Source organism: Burkholderia sp. BCC0097, assembly GCF_902832985.1.
In the GTDB taxonomy this organism is placed as follows: Bacteria; Pseudomonadota; Gammaproteobacteria; order Burkholderiales; family Burkholderiaceae; genus Burkholderia; species Burkholderia orbicola.
The window spans coordinates 185,796-205,970 of sequence record NZ_CADFDM010000006.1; the positions used below are offsets into that span (position 1 = coordinate 185,796).

At 68.0% G+C, this 20,175-nt stretch carries 17 protein-coding genes; 3 read left to right on the forward strand and 14 right to left on the reverse strand.

Annotated elements, in window-relative coordinates:
- Positions 1 to 37: 37 nt before the first annotated feature.
- From ptsP to HWX07_RS21365, 7 genes are all read right to left on the reverse strand, one after another.
- Positions 38 to 1,810, reverse strand: coding sequence for a phosphoenolpyruvate--protein phosphotransferase (gene ptsP / locus HWX07_RS21335; RefSeq protein ID WP_175877571.1), 1,773 nt, complete (start codon positions 1,808 to 1,810; stop codon positions 38 to 40).
- Positions 1,811 to 2,011: 201 nt separating this feature from the next.
- Positions 2,012 to 2,281, reverse strand: a complete 270-nt coding sequence (locus tag HWX07_RS21340; protein ID WP_006477716.1) for an HPr family phosphocarrier protein — start codon at positions 2,279 to 2,281, stop codon at positions 2,012 to 2,014.
- 74 nt (positions 2,282 to 2,355) lie between these two features.
- The gene (locus HWX07_RS21345) at positions 2,356 to 2,826 is read right to left on the reverse strand and encodes a PTS sugar transporter subunit IIA (RefSeq protein WP_006477715.1); all 471 of its coding nucleotides are present in this window, start codon (positions 2,824 to 2,826) and stop codon (positions 2,356 to 2,358) included.
- A 231-nt stretch (positions 2,827 to 3,057) separates the two neighbouring features.
- Positions 3,058 to 4,014, reverse strand: a complete 957-nt coding sequence (gene gshB, locus HWX07_RS21350) for a glutathione synthase (RefSeq protein ID WP_175877572.1) — start codon at positions 4,012 to 4,014, stop codon at positions 3,058 to 3,060.
- A gap of 25 nt (positions 4,015 to 4,039) precedes the next feature.
- The gene (gshA, locus tag HWX07_RS21355) at positions 4,040 to 5,329 is read right to left on the reverse strand and encodes a glutamate--cysteine ligase (RefSeq protein WP_006477713.1); all 1,290 of its coding nucleotides are present in this window, start codon (positions 5,327 to 5,329) and stop codon (positions 4,040 to 4,042) included.
- A gap of 243 nt (positions 5,330 to 5,572) precedes the next feature.
- Positions 5,573 to 7,090, reverse strand: coding sequence for an ammonium transporter (locus HWX07_RS21360; RefSeq protein WP_175877573.1), 1,518 nt, complete (start codon positions 7,088 to 7,090; stop codon positions 5,573 to 5,575).
- 37 nt (positions 7,091 to 7,127) lie between these two features.
- Complete coding sequence (locus tag HWX07_RS21365; protein ID WP_006398175.1) at positions 7,128 to 7,466, reverse strand: P-II family nitrogen regulator; 339 nt, start codon at positions 7,464 to 7,466, stop codon at positions 7,128 to 7,130.
- A gap of 355 nt (positions 7,467 to 7,821) precedes the next feature.
- On the opposite strand from HWX07_RS21365, the gene HWX07_RS21370 reads away from it, so the two are divergent.
- Together HWX07_RS21370 and HWX07_RS21375 are read left to right on the forward strand one after the other, a co-directional pair.
- Positions 7,822 to 8,073, forward strand: a complete 252-nt coding sequence (locus HWX07_RS21370) for an accessory factor UbiK family protein (RefSeq protein ID WP_006489451.1) — start codon at positions 7,822 to 7,824, stop codon at positions 8,071 to 8,073.
- 277 nt (positions 8,074 to 8,350) lie between these two features.
- Positions 8,351 to 9,955, forward strand: coding sequence for a YifB family Mg chelatase-like AAA ATPase (locus HWX07_RS21375; protein WP_175877574.1), 1,605 nt, complete (start codon positions 8,351 to 8,353; stop codon positions 9,953 to 9,955).
- Between the two features lie 333 nt (positions 9,956 to 10,288).
- On the opposite strand, the gene HWX07_RS21380 is transcribed toward HWX07_RS21375, so the two are convergent.
- The gene (locus HWX07_RS21380) at positions 10,289 to 10,861 is read right to left on the reverse strand and encodes a hypothetical protein (RefSeq protein WP_175877575.1); all 573 of its coding nucleotides are present in this window, start codon (positions 10,859 to 10,861) and stop codon (positions 10,289 to 10,291) included.
- A gap of 157 nt (positions 10,862 to 11,018) precedes the next feature.
- On the opposite strand from HWX07_RS21380, the gene HWX07_RS21385 reads away from it, so the two are divergent.
- On the forward strand, positions 11,019 to 11,555 hold the full coding sequence (locus tag HWX07_RS21385) for a TlpA disulfide reductase family protein (protein ID WP_006477707.1): 537 nt from the start codon (positions 11,019 to 11,021) through the stop codon (positions 11,553 to 11,555).
- A gap of 99 nt (positions 11,556 to 11,654) precedes the next feature.
- Here the strand turns inward: HWX07_RS21385 and HWX07_RS21390 are convergent, their stop codons facing one another.
- The 6 genes from HWX07_RS21390 to HWX07_RS21415 form a co-directional block, all read right to left on the reverse strand.
- Positions 11,655 to 13,007 carry a sigma-54 dependent transcriptional regulator gene (locus HWX07_RS21390; RefSeq protein WP_175877800.1) on the reverse strand — a complete coding sequence of 451 codons (1,353 nt, stop codon included), beginning with the start codon at positions 13,005 to 13,007 and terminating at the stop codon, positions 11,655 to 11,657.
- 97 nt (positions 13,008 to 13,104) lie between these two features.
- Positions 13,105 to 15,114, reverse strand: coding sequence for an ATP-binding protein (locus tag HWX07_RS21395; RefSeq protein ID WP_175877576.1), 2,010 nt, complete (start codon positions 15,112 to 15,114; stop codon positions 13,105 to 13,107).
- A 4-nt stretch (positions 15,115 to 15,118) separates the two neighbouring features.
- Positions 15,119 to 16,411, reverse strand: a complete 1,293-nt coding sequence (locus tag HWX07_RS21400; protein WP_175877577.1) for a dicarboxylate/amino acid:cation symporter — start codon at positions 16,409 to 16,411, stop codon at positions 15,119 to 15,121.
- A 356-nt stretch (positions 16,412 to 16,767) separates the two neighbouring features.
- On the reverse strand, positions 16,768 to 18,453 hold the full coding sequence (locus HWX07_RS21405; RefSeq protein WP_175877578.1) for a cation acetate symporter: 1,686 nt from the start codon (positions 18,451 to 18,453) through the stop codon (positions 16,768 to 16,770).
- 11 nt (positions 18,454 to 18,464) lie between these two features.
- A complete protein-coding gene (locus tag HWX07_RS21410) occupies positions 18,465 to 18,770 on the reverse strand; it encodes a DUF485 domain-containing protein (RefSeq protein WP_059576041.1) in 306 nt (101 codons plus the stop codon).
- 196 nt (positions 18,771 to 18,966) lie between these two features.
- Positions 18,967 to 20,172: a CaiB/BaiF CoA-transferase family protein gene (locus HWX07_RS21415; RefSeq protein WP_175877579.1), complete on the reverse strand. Its 1,206-nt coding sequence runs from the start codon at positions 20,170 to 20,172 to the stop codon at positions 18,967 to 18,969.
- Positions 20,173 to 20,175 lie beyond the last annotated feature (3 nt).

Genomic DNA, 20,175 nt, shown 5'->3' on the forward strand with positions numbered 1-20,175 from the left:
CGTGACGCTTCGCTACAGTGAGCGGCGGCGAAAACGCCTACGCGGCCGCGTCCGCCCGCGGCTCGGCGACTGCCAGCCGCTGCAGCGCCGCCTGCACTTCCTCCGGCTCGAACGCGGCCAGCACGTCGGCCGTCGGCTTCTCGAGCGCCTTCAGGTGCGCGCGCAGGATCTCCTGCTTCACGACGAGCAACTGGCTCGGGTGCATCGAGAACTCGGTGAGCCCCATCCCGAGCAACAGGCGCGTGAGCGCCGGGTCGCCCGCCATCTCCCCGCACACCGACACCGACACGCCCGCGCGCTTCGCTTCGCGCAAGGTGTACGCGATCAGATGCAGCACGGCCGGATGCAGCGGGTCGTACAGGTGCGCGACCGCGTTGTCCGCGCGATCGATCGCGAGCGTGTACTGGATCAGGTCGTTCGTGCCGATCGACAGGAAATCGAAGCGCTTCAGGAACAACGGCAGCGCGATCGCCGCGGCCGGGATCTCGATCATCGCGCCGAGGCGCACGTTCGGATCGTAAGCGAGCCCCGCGTCGTCGAGCTGGCGCTTCGCCTCGCGGATCAGGTCGAGCGTCTGGTCGATCTCCTGCGCGTGCGCGAGCATCGGGATCAGGATCTTCACCTGGCCGAACGCGGACGCGCGCAGGATCGCGCGCAACTGCGTGAGGAACATCTGCGGCTCGGACAGGCTCCAGCGGATCGCGCGCAGCCCGAGCGCCGGGTTCGGCGCCGTTTCGTAGCCTTCGTCGAGCGCCTCGAGCGGTTTGTCGGCGCCAACGTCGATCGTGCGGATCGTCACCGGCATGCCCTTCATCCACTCGACGGCGCGCTTGTACGCGGCGAACTGCTCCTCCTCTTCCGGCATCTGTTTCTGATGCATGAACAGGAACTCGGAGCGGAACAGGCCGACGCCGACCGCGCCGGCCTCGACGGCCGCCTTCGCGTCGTCGGGCAGCTCGATGTTCGCGTACAGGTCGATCTTCGTGCCGCACAGCGTTTGTGTCGGCGAGAACTTCAGGCGCTGCAGCTTGCGTTGCTCCAGCAGCTTCTCGGACTGGCGGTACGAATATTCCTCGAGGACGATCGGCGCGGGATCGACGATCACGATGCCCTGGTCGCCGTCGACGATGATCAGGTCGTCCTGGCGGATCAGCGAACTCGCATGCTGCACGCCGACCGCGGCCGGAATGCCGAGGCTGCGCGCGACGATCGCCGTGTGCGACGTGCGCCCGCCGAGATCGGTGACGAACGCCTGGAACGACTGCGTCTTGAACTGCATCATGTCGGCCGGCGCGATGTCGTGCGCGACGACGATCATGTCGTTCGTGCCGTTCCTGGCCGCGCCGTCGAGCGCCTGCGACGCGGACGGCGCACCGGCGAGCGCCTTCAGCACACGCTCGACCACCTGCTCGATGTCGGCCTTGCGCTCGCGCAGATATTCGTCCTCGATGTCGTCGAAATGGCGCGTCAGCAGTTCGAGCTGCTCGGTCAGCGCCCATTCGACGTTGTAGCGGCGCGTGCGGATCAGGTCGATGGTTTCCTGCACGAGCATCTCGTCGCTCAGGATCATCGTGTGGACATCGATGAATGCACCGACTTCGCTCGGGGTATCGTCGGCCAGGTCGGCGCGCAGCGCTTCGAGCTCGCGACGCACGACGTCGAGCGCCGTGCGGAATCGCTCCACTTCGGCGTCGGTCTGGTTGGCCTCGATCAGGTAATGGGCGACGTCGAGCGCCGCCGGCGCGATCAGATACGCTCGCCCGATCGCGATACCTCGTGAGACGGGAATGCCATGCAGCGTGAAGGACACGCGCACCTCCTCTGTACAAGTAAAGCCGCGGCACACTGCTGCGATGCGCTTATGACCCCGGTTAGCGATTATAAATTCCGCGACTCCCTGCTGACTGCATGCAGCGCAGCATTGCGCATTCCGCATCAATGCTTCCGACGAAAAAAATGCCGCGACATCCGCGGCATTCTGACTGGAAACGGCAATGATTCCGCGTGGCGATCACTGGCCTTCGCCGAACTTGTCGGCGATCAGCTTCAGCAGCGCATCCATCGCTTCCCGCTCGTCGGGCCCTTCCGTCTCGATCGTCACGGTGCTGCCGATACCGGCCGCCAGCATCATCACGCCCATGATGCTCTTCGCATTGATCTTGCGCCCGTTGCGTGTCATCCAGACTTCCGACTGGAAGTTGCCGGCCAGTTGCGTAAGCTTGGCCGATGCGCGTGCATGGAGCCCCAATTTATTGACGATGGTGGTTTCTTGTTGAAGCATGATTCTCGGTCGGGTCGGTCGAGGCCGCCGGCGACGGGCGTCGGCGGGTCAGTCTAAAACGGAAAACGGGGCGGTCAGTGCGATTCGGTGCGCGGCTGCGGTTCGGGCGGAATCGGCGCGCACTGGCCGCAGCCGGTCTCCGACGGCGGCGGCGGCGTGCCGGCCGACACCTCGTGGACACCCTTCGCGCCGCCGGACAGCGCCTTGTCGACCAGCTTGTCGAGCGGCACGGTGCGGTAGCAGACGGCCCGCACGAGCATCGGCAGATTCACGCCGGCCAGCACGCGCACGTTGTCGAGCTTCGCGAGCTGGCCCGCGATGTTCGCGGGCGTCGCGCCGTACATGTCGGTCAGCACGACCACGCCGTTCTCTTCCTTGAGCCGCGCGAGTTCAGCGTGCGCAAAGGCCATCACCTGGGCCGGATCGCTGTCCGCCGTCACGTCGATGCAGCCGATGCGGGCGGGCACGCCGCCGTAGATGTGCGCGATGCAGTCCCGCAGCGCGGTGGCGAGCGGAGCGTGCGCGATGATCAGGATTCCGGCCATGTCAGATCGCTCCCGGCCGCCCCTGGCGGGCCGATACCCCGCGGTGGGGCAATGAGCGTAGCGAGTGTGGGGAACGTTTCATGTTCAGCCTTGCAACAGTGTCGGCCCGACCGCCGGGCCTTCGGTGCGCCGATCACGGCACCGGGCAAGCGGGCATTGTAGCAGGCCGGTCAAGCTGCTCCGGCGACGGGGGACCTGCGCGGCCGCCGCCGGGCTTGCGCGGACGGCGGCCTACGCGGCCGCGCGCTCCAGCGCGTCGATGAACATCGCGGCGACGTCGAAACCCGTCTGCTCCATGATCTCGCGGAAGCACGTCGGGCTCGTGACGTTCACCTCGGTCAGCCAGTCGCCGATCGCGTCGAGCCCGACCAGCAGCAGCCCGCGCGACGCCAGCACGGGCCCGAGCGTGTCGGCGATCTCGCGGTCGCGAGCCGTCAGCGGCTGCGCGACGCCGAGCCCGCCCGCGGCGAGATTGCCGCGCACCTCGTTGCCTTGCGGAATCCGCGCGAGCGAATACGGCACCGGCTCGCCGCCGATCAGCAGGATGCGCTTGTCGCCGGCCTTGATCTCGGGAATGAACTTCTGCGCCATCACCGAGCGCGTGCCGTCGTGGCTCAGCATCTCGACGATCGAGCCGAGGTTCATCCCGTCCGGCTTCACGCGGAACACGCCCATCCCGCCCATCCCGTCGAGCGGCTTCAGGATCACGTCGCCATGCTCGGCGTGGAACGCGCGCAGCCGTTTCGCGTCGCGCGTGACGAGCGTCGGTGCGACGAACTGCGGAAACTCGCCGATCGCGAGCTTCTCCGAATGGTCGCGGATCGACTGCGCCTTGTTGAACACGCGCGCACCCGCACGCTCGGCCAGCTCGAGCAGCCACGTCGACGTCACGTACTCCATGTCGAACGGCGGGTCCTTGCGCATCAGCACCGCGCCGAACGACTCGAGACGGCGCGCGTCGACCGGGCCCGCTTCGAACCAGGTGTCGCGATGCAGGTCGTCCAGCTCGCCGACGAACGTGATGCGCCGCACGTCGGCCTCGACGGCCGAGCCCGTCCACGCGAGGTGGCGCGGCTCGCACGCGTACACCGCATGCCCGCGCCGGGCGGCCTCCGCCATCATCGCGTAGGTCGAATCCTTGTAGATCTTGAAATGCTCGAGCGGGTCGGCGATAAAAAGAATGTCCATGCGGGTCCTGTACGTAGCGAAGCCGTTACACCTGGATGGCTTCGGGATCGGTCTTTTCCAGTTCGATCGACGACGCGATCAGCGACAGCCGCGCGACGACGCCGTACATGTAGAAACGGTTCGGCGGCGCGGCGCCCGGCTTGGCGCCCGCATCCGGCAGCGCGGTGTGCTCGAAGCCGAGCGGCACGTAGTGCATGCCGGGCGCGTTCAGGTTCTGGTCGCGCTCGCGGCCGCCGTGCGTGCGGTAGAAGCCGCCGACCACGTAGCGGTCGATCATGTACACGACGGGCTCGGCCACTTCGTCGCCGACGCGCTCGAACGTGTAGACGCCTTCCTGCACGATCACGTCGCGCACCGCGAGGCCGGCCTTCGATTCGGCCATCTGCGCGCGTTCGGCCTTCGTCATGCGGCCGATCTCGGCCGCGTCGTGCACGGTCATCACGCCACGGCCCGCGGTGCCCGCGTCGGCCTTCACGACGACGTACGGCTTCTCGCTGATCCCGTATTCGCGATACTTGCGCGCGATCTTCTTCAGCACGCCGTCGATCGCGTCGGCGAGCGCCTGCTCGCCTTCATGCGCCTGCCAGTCGACGCCTTCCACGTGCGCGAAATACGGATTCACCATCCACGGATCGACGCCGACCATCTTCGCGAACTTCTTCGCGACGTCGTCGTAGCACGAGAAATGCGTCGACTTGCGGCGCACGGCCCAGCCCGCGTGCAGCGGCGGCAGCAGGTACTGCTCGTGCAGGTTTTCCAGCACGGCCGGGATGCCGGCCGACAGGTCGTTGTTCAGCAGGATCGAGCACGGATCGAAATTCTTCAGGCCGAGGCGGCGCTGCGAACGCTCGAGCGGCTCGAGCACGATCTTCTGGCCGTCGGCCAGCGTGATCGGCGTCATGTCGGTGATGCTCGGGTCGAGCGAGCCAAAGCGCACGTTCAGGCCGGCCTGGCGCATGATCGTCGCGAGGCGCGCGACGTTTTCCAGGTAGAACGCGTTGCGGGTCGGCAGCTCGGGAATCACGAGCAGATTCTTCGCGTCCGGGCAGATCTTCTCGATCGCGGCCATCGCGGCCTGCACGGCGAGCGGCAGCACTTCGGACGGCAGATTGTTGAACGCGCCGGGAAACAGGTTCGCGTCGACGGGCGCCAGCTTGAAGCCGGCATTGCGCAGGTCCACCGAACAATAGAACGGCGGGGTGTGTTCCTGCCATTCGAGCCTGAACCAGCGTTCGATCGCAGGCGTCGCGTCGAGGATCTTCTGCTCGAGTTCGAGCAGCGGACCGTTCAACGCGGTAACGAGGTGGGGAACCATGAATCACTCGCGAGCGGGAGAATGAAGATTGTAGAGCAATTGCCTTGCCCATTTGGGGATTGTTCCCGGCTTCGCAAGGATATCGAGGAACTTTTCGGCTATTGACCCGATAGAGTGAAGGGTTATCCGCTACGGCAGCGGGTGACAGGAGAAAAAAAGCCCGCCGGGTAGGCGGGCCGAAGTCGCTGCGCTCATTCGGGGCGGGCGCCGTCGTCGCGGCGGCCCGCCGTTGATTCGTGTGACTTATTCCACGTGCTCGCCGTGCAGGATCACGTCGAGACCTTCGCGCTCTTCCTCTTCGGTCACGCGCAGGCCGATCGTCAGGTCGATCAGCTTCAGCAGCACGAAGCTCAGCACGCCGCTGTAGACCAGCGTGATCAGCACGCCCTTGGCCTGCAGCAGCAGGCTGCCGTCGAAGCCGCCGATGTCCTTGACCGCGAATACGCCCGTCAGCAGCGCGCCGAGAATCCCGCCGATGCCGTGCACGCCGAACGCGTCGAGCGAATCGTCGTAGCCGAGCTTGGACTTGAGCCAGGTTGCCGACCAGAAGCAGACGACGCCCGCCGCGATGCCGATCACCAGTGCGCCCGCCACGCCGACGAAGCCGGCGGCCGGCGTGATCGCCACGAGACCCGCGACGGCGCCCGACACGATGCCGAGCACCGACGGCTTGCCCTTCGCGATCCACTCGGCAAACATCCAGCCGAGCGCCGCGCAGGCGGTCGCCACTTGCGTGGTCAGCATCGCGAAGCCGGCACGGCCGTCGGCCGCGACCGCGGAGCCCGCGTTGAAGCCGAACCAGCCGACCCACAGCATCGAGCCGCCGATCATCGTCAGCACCAAGTTGTGCGGCGCCATCGATTCACGGCCGTAGCCGACGCGCTTGCCGAGCACGAGGCACGACACGAGGCCCGCGATACCGGCGTTGATGTGCACCACCGTGCCGCCCGCGAAGTCGAGCACGCCGTCGGCCGACAGCCAGCCGGTCGGCTCCCACACCATGTGCGCGATCGGCACATAGACGATCAGCGACCAGAGCGTCATGAACACGAGCATCGCCGAGAACTTCATCCGGTCGGCGAACGCGCCGCAGATCAGCGCCGGCGTGATGATCGCGAACGTCATCTGGTAGACGAAGTAGACCGATTCCGGAATCGTCGACGCCAGGTGACTGACGGTCAGCGTCGTCGCCTTGTCGCCCTTGATGTAGTTCATGCCGTGCAGGAACACGCGCGACAGGCCGCCGATGAAGCCGTTGCCCGGCGTGAACGCGAGGCTGTAGCCGACCACCGTCCACAGCACCGTGATCACCGCGGTGATCGCGAAGCTCTGCATCACGGTTGCCAGCACGTTCTTCTTGCGGACCATGCCCGCGTAGAACAGCGCGAGGCCGGGGATCGTCATGAACAGCACGAGCGCGGTGGAGGTCAGCATCCACGCGGTGTCGCCCGCGCTGATCTTCGACGAATCGACCGAGAACGGGGCCGTCGGCGCAGCCGGGGCGGCCGGCGCGGACGCGGCGGCGGCAGCCGATGCGTCGGGCGCGCCCGATGCCGGTGCGGCAGCGGCGGTGGCGGATGCGTCGGCGGCCGGCGCCGAAGCGGCCGGGGCAGCCGGAGCTGCGGCAGCCGATGCGTCGGAAGCCGTAGCGGCGGGCGCGGAACCAGCCGCGGCGGACGCCGCGTCGTCCGCGAGCGCGGAACCGACGCCGGCCGCGATCAGCGAGCCGGCCATCAGCAGGGACATCAGAAGTTTTCGCATCTTGGGTTTCCTCTTGTCGCTTGTCTTGTCTGTTCTGTTACAGCGCGTCCGCGCCTGTCTCCCCGGTGCGAATCCGGATCACCTGTTCGATCGGCGTGACGAAGATCTTGCCGTCGCCGATCTTGCCGGTGCGCGCGGCCCGCTCGATCGCTTCCACCGCCTGGTCGACGAGATCGTCGGACACGGCCGCCTCGATCTTCATCTTCGGCAGGAAATCGACCACGTATTCGGCGCCGCGGTACAGCTCGGTGTGCCCCTTCTGGCGCCCGAACCCTTTCACCTCCGTCACCGTGATGCCGGAGACGCCAAGCGCCGACAGCGCCTCGCGCGTCTCATCGAGCTTGAACGGCTTGATGATTGCGGTAATGAGTTTCATGAAGTCCTCTCGCTGGGTTGTCCCGTCGAATGAGTTGGAATGTTGTAACGGACTCTTCTCAGCAACTCGCATGCCATGTTGGCCCGAACACCGTCTCGAATGGCTCCGGAACGGGGTCACATCCCGCGGTGTAAGGCGCAAAAGCCCGGCCGAATGGCCAACATGGCCCGGTTTGCTGGCGCGGCGAAAGGATCGTTGCTAGAGTGCACGCACGTCCCGGATCGCCGGGCCATTCACCCATGCGGGCGCCATGCCCGGAATTCGCGCCCCGCGCGCACCATTTCCGGTCATGCGTGCATCATGGGCACGTACGCAACTGAAGATGCACATTTTTTGTGCAAGGAAGGGGAATCACATGAAGCAACCCAGCGACGTTTTCAACGATCTGCAGTCGCGCGTCAGCGATTTGCTGAAAAACTCGCCGGCCAAGGACGTCGAGCGCAACGTGAAGGCCATGCTGTCGCAAGGCTTCTCGAAGCTCGATCTCGTCACGCGCGAGGAATTCGACACCCAGGCGCAGGTGCTCGCCCGCACCCGCGTGCGCCTCGAGGAACTCGAAAAGCGCGTCGCCGAACTCGAGCAGAAGCTCGCGGCCCCGCAGGCCTGACGCTCCACCCGGGTGCGGGCCGCGTCGTGCGGCCCGCACCCGCCACCTTTCGCCACGCTTCGTCGTCCGTCGTTCTTCGCTGCACCCCGCTCTTCGCAGTCCATCGCTCTTCGCAGTCCATCGCTCTTCGCTGTTCCTCGCTCTTCGCAGTTCGTCGTTCCGCAACACCTCGTTCTTCCCCAGCGCCACGCCGGCAAGCGCGCACCCGATTCCTCCGATTCCCGCGGCAAGCGGCCCCGAACGGCCGTCGTCCGCCTGCTTTTACAGGAGCCTCGCCATGTCGCTCGCCGTGGTGCGCAGTCGCGCGCCCGCCTCCGGCCGCGCGCCGGACGTCACCGTCGAAGTCCATCTCGCCAACGGGTTGCCGTCGTTCTCGATCGTCGGCCTGCCCGATCTCGAAGTCCGCGAAAGCCGCGAGCGCGTGCGCGCCGCGCTGCAGAACTGCGGGTTCGAATTCCCGGTGCGCCGCATCACCGTCAATCTCGCACCGGCCGATCTGCCAAAGGAATCGGGCCGTTTCGATTTGCCGATCGCGCTCGGCATCCTCGCCGCGAACGGCCAGATCCCGGCCGACGCGCTGGCCGGCCGCGAATTCGCCGGTGAGCTGTCGCTGACGGGCGCACTGAGGCCGATGCGCGGCGCGTTCGCGATGGCATGCGGCGCCGCGCGGGATCGGCGTGCGGAGGAGTCCGGCGCGGGCCTCGCCGGCGGCCCGGGCCTGGATGCCGGCGAGACGCGCGCTTGCACCGCGACATCGCGTCCGCCCGAGTTGTACCTGCCGCTCGACAGCGCCGCCGAGGCCGCGCTCGTGCCGGGCGTGACCGTATTCGGTGCACGCGACCTGCCCGCGCTGTGCGCGCACCTCGCCGATGCGCCGGACGGGCGGCTCGCGCCGGTCGCGGCGCCCTGCCTCGACGGCCTGCCGGCACCCGCCGCGCCCGACCTCGCGGACGTCGTCGGTCAGCGCGGCGCCCGGCGCGCGCTGGAAGTCGCGGCCGCAGGCGGCCATCACATGCTGATGGTCGGCCCGCCCGGCGCCGGCAAGTCCATGCTGGCCGCGCGCCTCGCCGGGCTGCTGCCGCCGCTGACCGACGACGAGGCGCTGACCTCGGCCGCGCTGCTGTCCGCAAGCCGGCTCGGCTTCTCGCCCGCGCAGTGGCGCCGCCGGCCGTTCCGCGCGCCGCACCATTCGTCGAGCGCCGCCGCGCTGGTCGGCGGCCGCAATCCGCCGCAGCCGGGCGAAATCACGCTCGCGCACCTCGGCGTGCTGTTTCTCGACGAACTGCCGGAATTCGACCGGCACGTGCTGGAAATGCTGCGCGAGCCGCTGGAAGCCGGCCGCATCACGATCTCGCGCGCCGCCCAGCAGGCCGACTTCCCCGCCGCGTGCCAGCTGATCGCCGCGATGAATCCGTGCCCGTGCGGCTGGCATGGCGATCCGTCCGGGCGCTGCCGCTGCTCGCCGGACGTGGCCGCCCGCTATCTGCGCAAGCTGTCGGGGCCGCTGCTCGATCGCATCGACATCCAGATCGACCTGCCCGCGCTGTCGCCGGCGGAACTCGCGACGCGCGCGACGGCGCCCGGCGAGCCCAGCGCGGCGGTGGCTGCCCGGGTCGCGCAAGCGCGTGCGCTGCAGCTCGCTCGGCAGGGCAAGACGAATCACATGCTGAGCGGCCGTGAAACCGACGACCTGTGCCGGCCCACCGACGAAGGCGAGCGATTGCTGCGCGAGGCCGGCGAGCGCTTCGGGTGGTCGGCGCGCGCGTATTTCCGCGTGCTGAAAGTCGCGCGGACGATCGCCGATCTGGCCGGCGACCCGTTGCCGACGGCCGCGCAGATCGCCGAGGCGATCCGATACCGGCGTGCGCTGACGGCGCTGTGAGCGCTCTGGGAGGACAAAATCAGGCTGTCAAGACTTGACTTATGCACAATTCCCCTAATCCGGCCCCGGATCGCGGCTCGCCGCGGCCTTCGCCGGACGGAATGCGTATCCCATTGTTTTGATTGATTTTTCTCAAAGGGCGAATGGGCGACCAAACGAGCCGGAGGGCCGTCCGGCGCGGCTTTGCGGGAAATACGTGCGACTTTTCAACAAAGTTATCCACATGCGCTGTGGATAGCCGAAAAACCCTCGCAAAATCCGGCGATTAGCGTCGAAAGCTGCGAATGAACTTTCAGTTGCCGTTGCCTGTCAGAGCGCCCTCGCCGGCCGTCGTCAATCGAGTTTGAACGATCCGAAAAACTGGTCCAGCTGCTCCTGCGCGAGCGGCCCGTCGGCGATCACGACGGCCTGGTATGCGTGCCAGCCGCGCGCGGCAAGCCGCGCGACGATCGTCTTGCGCGCGCGATCGCCGCCGGCGGCGGCCCCCGCGATACGCAGTTCGAGCCCGTTCACCGCGCCGCCGGCGGCGAGCGGCACGGGCACCGCGGCCGTCTGCGGCGCGCCTTCGAGGTTGCGCGACAGCCCCGCGCGCAGGAAGTCGAGTGCCGTGCGGCGCGTGTCGTCGCGGTCGTCCGGCAGCGTCAGCGTGCCGACCGCGAACACCGCGCCGTCGACGTGCGCGGCCTGCATCCGCATCGGCATCGACGTGCCGCCGAGCGCCACCGGCTGCTCCTCGACGGTCGGCTTCGCCGGCAGGTCGATCGTGTAGCCGGCATCGTTGTGCAGCGTGCGCCAGTCGTACGACGGCGAGCACGCGGCCAGCGCGGCGCTCATGCAGGCCAGCGCGGCGAAGTGTCGCAGCGGACGAAAAAGGGGGCGCAACGAATCGGGGACTTCCTTCGGCATGGCGTGGATCGCGGCAGGTAAAACGGGCATTATCCGCCGAACCTGAAAACCGGGATGTGCGGCCGCCGCCGGTGCGCGCGCCGCATTCGCGCTAAAATGAGCGCCGAATTTCGACGTCCTTTGCATCGATCCGCGTCATCGACTCCGAGAGCACCAGATGAACACCACGCCTCCCGCCCGCCGCAGTACCGGCCCCGTCCGCTATATCGTCGCGGCCGCCGTCGTCGCGGCGATCGCCGTCGCCGGCTTCTTCGCGTTCAACGGCAAGTCCAGCGTGCCGGACGCGACCTTCACACTGCTGTCGGGCCAGAAGGTCTCGACCGGCGGCGACCTGAAGGGCAAGGTCTATCTGGTGAATTTCTGGGCGACCAGTTGCGCGACCTGCATGCAGGAAATGCCGCAAATGGTCGATACCTACAATCGCTTCAAGGGTCAGGGGCTGGAATTCGTCGCGGTCGCGATGAACTACGATCCGCCGATGTACGTCGCGAACTACGCGCAGACACGCCAGTTGCCGTTCAAGGTCGCGCTCGACGACGGCAGCGTCGCGAAGCAGTTCGGCAACGTGCAGCTCACGCCGACGACCTTCGTCGTCGACAAGGACGGGAAGATCCTGAAGCGCTACGTCGGCGCGCCGCAGTTCGCGGAGCTCGACGCGCTGCTCAAGAAGGCGCTCGACGGCAACGCGGCCTGAGCGCCGCCGAATCGGATTCGAACGGGCGCGCACGGCGCCCTTTCGGCAAACAGACGGACCGCATGACCGGGCACCCCGGTTCCGCGGTCCGTTTGCTTTTCAGCGCTCGGTTTCGCCTTTCGCCGAAAGCCCGTAGCGCTTCATCTTCTCGTACAGCGTCGCCTTGCCGACATGCAGCCGGTCGGCCGTCGCGGCGACCGCGCCGCCCGTCTGGTTCAGCGCCTCGGCGATCACCGCGCGCTCGAACTGCTCGATGCGCTCCTTCAGCGTCTGGTCGTTGTCGGCGTCGCCGCCCGCGCCCGTTTCCGGCGGCATGTCGGCCACGCCGAGCACGAAGCGGTCGGCCGCATTGCGCAGCTCGCGCACGTTGCCCGGCCAGTCGCGCTGCATCAGGCTCGCGCGCTGCCGGTCGGTCAGCACCGGCGCCGGCCGCCCGTAGCGCACGGCCGCATCGAGCATGAAGTGCTCGAACAGCGGCACGATGTCCTCGCGGCGCTCGGCGAGCGGCGGCAGCGCGATCGTCACGACGTTGAGCCGGTACAGCAGGTCGCGCCGGAACGTGCCGGCCGCGACGAGCTCGCTCATGTCGCCCTTCGCGGCCGCGACCACGCGACAGTTCACGCGGATCGGCTGGTTCGAGCCGAGCCGCTCGAGCACACCGTCCTGCAGCACCCGCAGCAGCTTCACCTGCAGCGCGAGCGGCATGCTTTCGATTTCGTCGAGGAAGAGCGTGCCGCCGGACGCGTATTCGAGCTTGCCGACGCGCCGCTTCGCCGCGCCGGTGAACGCCCCCGGCTCGTAGCCGAACATCTCCGACTCGAACATCGGCTCGGGCAGCGCGCCGCAATTGACCGCGATGAACGGCTTGTCGCGGCGCGGCGACAACTCGTGCAGGCTGCGCGCGATCAGCTCCTTGCCAGCGCCCGTGTCGCCGTTGATCAGCACCGACGCGTCGGTCGGCGCGACGTTCGCGATCAGCTTGCGCACCTGCTCGATCGCGGGGCTGCGGCCGATGATGCGCGGCGCGACCACGTTCTGCCCGGCCAGCTCGCGCCGCAGCGCATGGTTCTCGAGCACGAGCTCGCGGCGCTCGAGCGCGCGGCGCACCGTCTCGATCAGGCGCTCGGCCGCGAACGGTTTTTCGATGAAGTCGTACGCGCCGTCGCGCATCGCCTGCACGGCCATCGAGATGTCGCCGTGCCCGGTGACGAGGATCACCGGCACGTCGGGCACGCGCTCGCGGCACTGCGCGAGCACGTCGAGCCCGCTCGCGCCGGGCAGCCGGATGTCGCTGACGATCGCGCCGGCGGTATCCGCGACGATCGCCTTCTCGGCCGCCTCGGCCGACTCGAAGCCGGCGACGTCGAAGCCCGCCAGTTGAAGGCTCTGCACGCTCGCCCGGCGCACGAGCGCATCGTCTTCGATATAGATCACTTGCAGCCGGTTGGCCATCTTGGTCACTTGCTCCTGACGAGCCGCGCGGCGAGCGCGCCCCTCTCGTTGATGCCGGTCGTTCGCCGACCGGGCCTGCGCCTACGGCCTGCGCTCGCTAATGCGAGCCCGCCGGCTCGGACACGGAGTCCGGATGATGCGTGCGGGCGCGCCGCAGCGTCAAGACGAACAGCGCGCCGCCCGCCGGGGCGTTGCGTGCGGTCAGCGCACCGCCCGCGTCGCTCGCGATCGACGACGAGATCGCGAGGCCGAGCCCGAGCCCGCGCCCCATTTCCTTGGTCGTGAAGAACGGCTCGAACAGGCGCGGCAGCAGATCGGGCGCAATGCCGGAGCCGTTGTCGCGCACCTCGAGCGCGAGCGTCGCGGCCGATACCGCGATCGTCACCTCGATGGCCGGCGCCGCGACACCGGCCACCGCGTCGAGCGCGTTGCCGAGCAGGTTGATCAGCACCTGTTCGAGGCGCAGATCCTCGCAGCGCGCGACGAGTTCGGGATAGTCGCGCGCCAGGTCGAGCGGCGCGCCGTGCGCGGGCGACACGGTCGCGTCCTGCAGCGTCAGCGTGAGCGCGACGCCGCGCAGGCGCTCGCCGAGCAGCGACAGCACGCTGCGCAGCGCGCGCACGACGAGGGCCCGCTCGTTGCGCGGCTTCGCGCGGCCGACGAACAGCTTCAGCTGGTTGGTGATCTTGCCCATCCGCTCGGTGAGCGCGGCGATCGCCTCGAGATTCTCGCGCGCGGCGGCCTGCTCGCCGCGATCGAGCAGCACGCGCGTGTTGTCCGAGAAGCTGCGCAGCGCCGCGAGCGGCTGGTTCAGTTCATGTGTGATGCCTGCCGCCATCTGGCCGAGCGCGGCGAGCTTGCTCGCCTGGATCAGTTCGTCGTGCGCGGCGCGCAGCTCCTGCTCCGCGCGGATCCGGTCGCCGACTTCCTTCTGCAATTGCTCGTTCGCCTCGGACAAATCGGCCGTACGCTCCTCGACGCGCCGGTTCAGCTCCGCGTACGCCTGCTGCAGCAGCGCGCGGCCGCGGATCATCTCGCGGACGCGGGCGCGGCGCATCCGCCAGTAGAACGCCAGGAGCGCGACCGACACGAAGCCGAAACCGGTGACGATCGTCGCATTGCGCGCATCGGCATCGATCGGCGCGATCGGCGCGAGCGTGACGAGCAGCCAGTCCGGCTCGCCGATCCGGCGCTTGCTGGCGAGGAAGCGCGGCGCGCGCCGGCCGGCGCCAAGGCGCACGATTTCCGCGTCGGCGCCGAGCGTCTGCTCGACGCGCAGCGGCAGCGGCGTGACCGGTTGCTGCGCGTACTGGCGCGTTTCGTAGATCGACGCGGCGACCGGCCCCGTGAGCGGGCGCAGCGTGTGGTACTTCCACGCGGGCACCGACGACAGGAACACGACGCCGTGATCGTCCACGACGACGAGCGGCTCGGACGCGTCGGCGCCCTGGAACCATTCGAGATTGAGCTTCACGACGACGACGCCGGCGATCTTGCCGTCGCGCCACACGGGCTGCGAGATGTAGTAGCCGGGATCGCGCGAGATCGTGCCGATCCCGAAGAAGCGGCCGACCTGGCCGTTCATCGCATCAAGGAAATACGGGCGGAAACGGTATTCGATCCCGACGAAGCTGTCGGGCGCGCGCCAGTTGCTGGCGGCGACGCACAGGCCGTCCGCGCCGATCACGTAGGTGACGGTCGCGTGCGCGTGTTCGTTGAGATCTTCGAGATAGCGGTTGACGCGGGCGGTGTAGTCGCCGCGCTTCGGGTCGGCGAGCAGATCCTGCACGTACGGATGGCTGCCGAGCAGATAAGGCAGCGATTCGTAGCGGTCGAGCGTGCTCTTGAGCGCGCTGGTGGTGCGGTCGACCCGCACCGCGGCATTGCGCTGCAGCTCGGCGACGCCGCGCTGCCAGGTGATCGTCCACGTCAGCGCGCACGCCGCGACGAGCGCGGCGGCAAGCACGACGAGGATGAGCAGGCGGCGCGTCACGGTCGAGGCTTCCTGGCGATGCGGATCGCCTATTGTGTCATAGGCCTGCGCATCGATACCCCGGCCGCCGCGGGCCGCACGGCCGGCGGGCGGTGCCGCCGCCTGCTCCTTCATGACGTCAGACGCCGGCCGTCGTCTCGGTCGGCGCGACTTCGCCGCCGCCCTTCAGCGCCTGGCGCAGCTTGTTGCGGTCGAGCTCCTTCTCCCACGCCGACACGACGACGGTGGCCACGCCGTTGCCGACGATGTTGGTCAGCGCACGGCATTCGCTCATGAAGCGGTCGATGCCGAGAATCAGCACCATGCCCGACAGCGGGATCGTCGGCACGACGGCCAGCGTGGCGGCCAGCGTGATGAAGCCCGCACCGGTCACGCCGCTCGCGCCCTTCGACGTCAGCATCGCGACGGCCAGCAGCGTGAGCTGCTGCATCCACGTCAGCTCGATGTTGGTCGCCTGCGCGATGAACAGCACGGCCATCGTCATGTAGATGTTGGTGCCGTCGAGGTTGAACGAATAGCCGGTCGGCACGACGAGGCCGACGACCGAACGCGAGCAGCCGGCCTTCTCGAGCTTTTCCATCAGCTGCGGCAGCGCGGCTTCCGACGAGCTCGTGCCGAGCACGATCAGCAGCTCTTCCTTGATGTACGACACGAAGCGGATGATCGAGAAGCCGGTGAAGCGCGCGATCGCGCCGAGCACGACGAGCACGAACACGACCGACGTCAGGTAGAACGTGCCGATCAGCTTGAGCAGCGGCACCAGCGAGCCGACGCCGTACTTGCCGATCGTGAACGCCATCGCGCCGAACGCGCCGATCGGGGCCAGCTTCGTGACGATGTGCACGATGCCGAACAGCACGCGCGTGAGGCCGTCGATGAAGTCGGTCACGACCTTGCCGCGCTCGCCGAGGTGCGCGAGCACGCTGCCGAACAGCAGCGCGATCAGCAGGATCTGCAGGATTTCACCCTGCGCGAACGCGTCGACCATCGTGTTCGGGATGATGTGCATCAGGAAGTCGACCGTCGACTGCCCGTGCGCCTTCGCCGCGTACGACGCGACGGCCTTGCCGTCGAGCGTCGCCGGATCGATGTTGAAGCCGACGCCCGGACGCAGCAGGTGCGTGGCCGCGAGGCCGAGCAGCAGCGCGAAGGTCGACACGATCTCGAAGTACAGCAGCGCCTTGCCGCCGACGCGGCCGACCTTCTTCATGTCCTCCATGCCGGCGATGCCGGTGACGACCGTACAGAAGATGATCGGGCCGATCACCATCTTGATCAGCTTGATGAAGCCGTCACCGAGCGGCTTCATGTCGGTGGCGATCGAGGGGTAGTAGTGGCCGAGGATCACGCCGACGATGATGGCGAAAATCACCTGCACATAGAGCACTTTGTAGAAGGGTTTCTTCTTCACGATGGTTCCTGCTGAAGTAGATGAGCCGTGGAAACGGCGTCACGCGCGCAGGCGAATGTCTCAGGGGAAAGTCACTCGCCCGCGCGGCTGCCGTGCCGCAACAAGCGATGCCTCAGGACATCCGGAGGGGGAGGAAGGCATTGGTCATCGGTTGTCTCCTTGCTTGCTGTAGTAGTTCGGCCGGGGGATGGCCGTGCGCTTTATATCGCAAGGTCGATGCCAGGTCTCCGGAACCCCTCAAGCCGTTGTTTTCATTGTATTTCCCATAATGCGGCAGGCAAGGGAATCCGGGATTCCGGATTTCCGGAAAATATCCGTCCGGCGATCCGGACGGTTGGGCGATTTTGTCAGATGAATCAGTGCTGCACGGCCTCGCCGGCCAGCAGGCCCGTCTGCGCATAGAACTCCTGCTGCGCGAACGCGTCGCGCTCGCGGCGTGCGCGCTCGCCGCGATCCGCGAGCGAGCCGACCACGATCCCGACGAACGCGAGCGGCACCGAGACGAGCGCCGGGTTGTCGAGGAACACCGCCGCGTGCGCGTGGTGCAGCACGTCGACCCACACCGACTTCGACAACACCGTGAGCGCGACCGCCGACACGAGGCCGAGACCGCCGCCGAGTACCGCGCCGCGCGTCGTCATCCCGCGCCAGAAGATCGACATCGCGAGCACCGGGAAATTGGCGCTCGCGGCCACCGCCGCGACGAGCCCGACCATGAACGCGACGTTCACGTGCTCGAACAGGATCGACAGCGCGATCGCGACGGCCGACAGCCCGATCGTCGCCGCGCGCGAGATGCGCATCTCCAGCCGTTCGTCGGGCTTGCCGCGCGCCCACATCTGCGCATACAGGTCGTGCGAGATCGTCGTCGCGCCGGCGAGCGTCAGGCCCGCGACCACCGCGAGGATCGTCGCGAACGTGACGGCCGCGATGAACCCGTAGAACCAGTTGCCGCCCACTGCCTGCGCGAGCTTCACCGCGACCATGTTGGAGCCGCCGAGCAGGTCGTGCGTCAGGTTGAACGTGCCGTTCGCGCCGAGCCGGAAGAATTCCGGATGCTGCGCGAGCAGCACGATCGCCGAGAAGCCGATCACGAAGGTCAGCAGGTAGAAGTAGCCGATGAAGCCGGTCGCGTAGAGCACCGACTTGCGCGCCTCCTTCGCGTTCGGCACCGTGAAGAAGCGCATCAGGATGTGCGGGAAGCCGGCCGTGCCGAACATCAGCGCGATACCGAGCGACAGCGCATTGGCCGGGTCGCGGATCAGCTTGCCGGGCCCCATGATCGACAGCGCGCCCGGATGCACGGCCACCGCGCGGCGGAACATCGCGTCGATGCTGAAGCCGAATTCGCCGAGCGCGAGCCACGCGAGCAGCGTCGCGCCGCACAGCAGCAGCACGGCCTTGATCACCTGCACCCAGGTGGTCGCGGTCATCCCGCCGAAGAACACGTAGACGACCATCAGCACGCCGACGATCAGCTCGGCCGTGCCGTACGACAGCCCGAACAGCAACTGGATCAGCTTGCCGGCGCCGACCATCTGCACGACGAGGTACAGCACGACGATCGTCAGCGCGTTCGCCGAGGTCAGCAGCCGGATCGGCCGCTGCGCGAAGCGGTACGCGACGACGTCGACGAACGTGAACTTGCCGAGGTTGCGCAGCGGCTCGGCGATCAGGAACATCACGAACGGCCAGCCGACCAGGAAGCCGATCGAGTAGATCAGCCCGTCGAAGCCGAACATGAACACCATCCCGGACAGCCCGAGGAACGATGCGGCCGACATGTAGTCGCCCGCGATCGCGAGCCCGTTCTGCAGCCCGGTGATGCCGCCGCCGGCCGTGTAGAAGTCGCGCGTCGAGCGCGTGCGGCGAGCGGCCCAGCGGGTGAGCGCGAGCGTCGCGAACACGAACGCGAAGAACATTCCGATCGCGACCGGATTCAGCTCGACCCTGCCGGGCATCGGGCCGGCGACGCCGGTCGCATCGGCGGTGGCGGAAACGAGAATGGCCAGCGCGCCGAGCGCGCGAGAAATGAGTCGCATGTCGGCCTCCGTCACGGACGCTGCAGGATCGCGTCGACGCGGCGGTCGAACGCACGGTTCGCGCGCAGCACGTAGCACGCGGTCAGGCCGATCGCGATCAGGATGATCGCGACGCCCGCGGCGATCCCGACCGTCGTCGTCGCGCCGCGGTACAGCGGCGCGGCGAGCACGTGCGGCGCGAGCGCGACGAGCAGGATGAAGCCGTAGTAGGTGGCGATCATCAGCGCGGTGAGCGTGAAGCTGAAGCGGCGCCGCGCCCGCACGAGTTGCTGGTAGTCGCGGCGCGCCGTGACCGATTCGATGACGGAAAGCTCCATGGTGTCTCCTGGATGAACCGAAGTCGGCGCTTCAGCACTGACTCTGGTCCCATGCTTCGCGGTCGACCGGCGTTGGCGCTTTGGCGCTTGCTCCAGTCCCCGCAGGGCGAGCGTCTCGTCGTCGCGAGCGCTGTCGTTGGATGGCCGGCGCGTGATCCGAAACCGCCCGCGCCGCGGCGGCAACCCCTGAAACGCGTTACACGACGCGATCCGCCCGCAGCCGCGCGACGTCCTCCGCCGACATCCCGAGCCAGCCGCCGAGCACCGCCTCGGTATCCGCGCCGAGCACCGGCGGCGCGCCGCGCACCGGCAGCCGCGCGCCGTCGAAGCGGTACGGCGGCGCGAGCACGTCGACATCGCCCGCGACCGGATGCGGCTGCCGCGTAACGAGTCCGGCGCACGTTGCACGTTCGGACGTCAGCGCTTCGTGCAGCCCGAGCACTTCGCCGCACGGGATGCCCGCATCGGCGAGCGCGGTGAGCAGCGTCGCGCGCGACCGGCGTGCGAGTTCGCTACGAAGCTCGGGCAGCAGGTCCGCGCGGTTTTCCGAGCGGCCGAGATTGGTCTTGTAGCGTTCGTCGGCGGCGAGATCGGGCCGCTCGATCGCGTCGCAGAAGCGCGCGAACTGCGTGTTGTTGCCGACCGTGATCACGAGCGGGCCGTCGGCCGCGTCGAACACGCCGTACGGCACGATCGACGGATGCGCATTGCCGTAGCGCGGCGGATCCTCGCCCATCAGCAGCGCATCGAGCCCGTAGTACGCGGTGATCATCAGCCCGCAGTCGAACAGCGCCATCTCGATGCGGCGCCCGCGCCCGGTCGCATGGCGTTCGTACAGCGCGGCGAGGATCGCCTGCGCCGAGTACATGCCGGTGAACAGGTCGACCGCCGCGACGCCGAATTTCAGCGGCGGCTGGCCGGCCTCGCCGTTCAGCGCCATCAGCCCGGCCTCGCCCTGCACGACGAGGTCGTAGCCGGGCCGCGCGGCCTCGGCGCCCGACCGGTCGTAGCCCGAGATCGCGCAGTGCACGAGCCGCGGATTCAGTTCGGCCAGCGCGTCGTAGCCGAGCCCGAGTTTCTCCGCGCCGCCGAACTTGAAATTGTGGATCAGCACGTCGGCCTGCGCGGCCAGCTCGCGCGCGATGCGCTGGCCGGCTTCCGTCTGCAGGTCGACGCAGATCGACCGCTTGCTGCGGTTTACGCTGTTGAAATAGGTGGTTTCGGTGTCGCCGATCCGCAGCCCCCAGTCGCGCGTATCGTCGCCGCGCGCCGGATGCTCGACCTTGATCACTTCCGCACCGAAATCGGCGAGCACCATCGCGCACCACGGGCCCGCGAGCACGCGCGAGAAATCGAGCACCTTCACGCCGGCCAGCGGCAGCGCGCACCGTTCGTTCGTCATCCT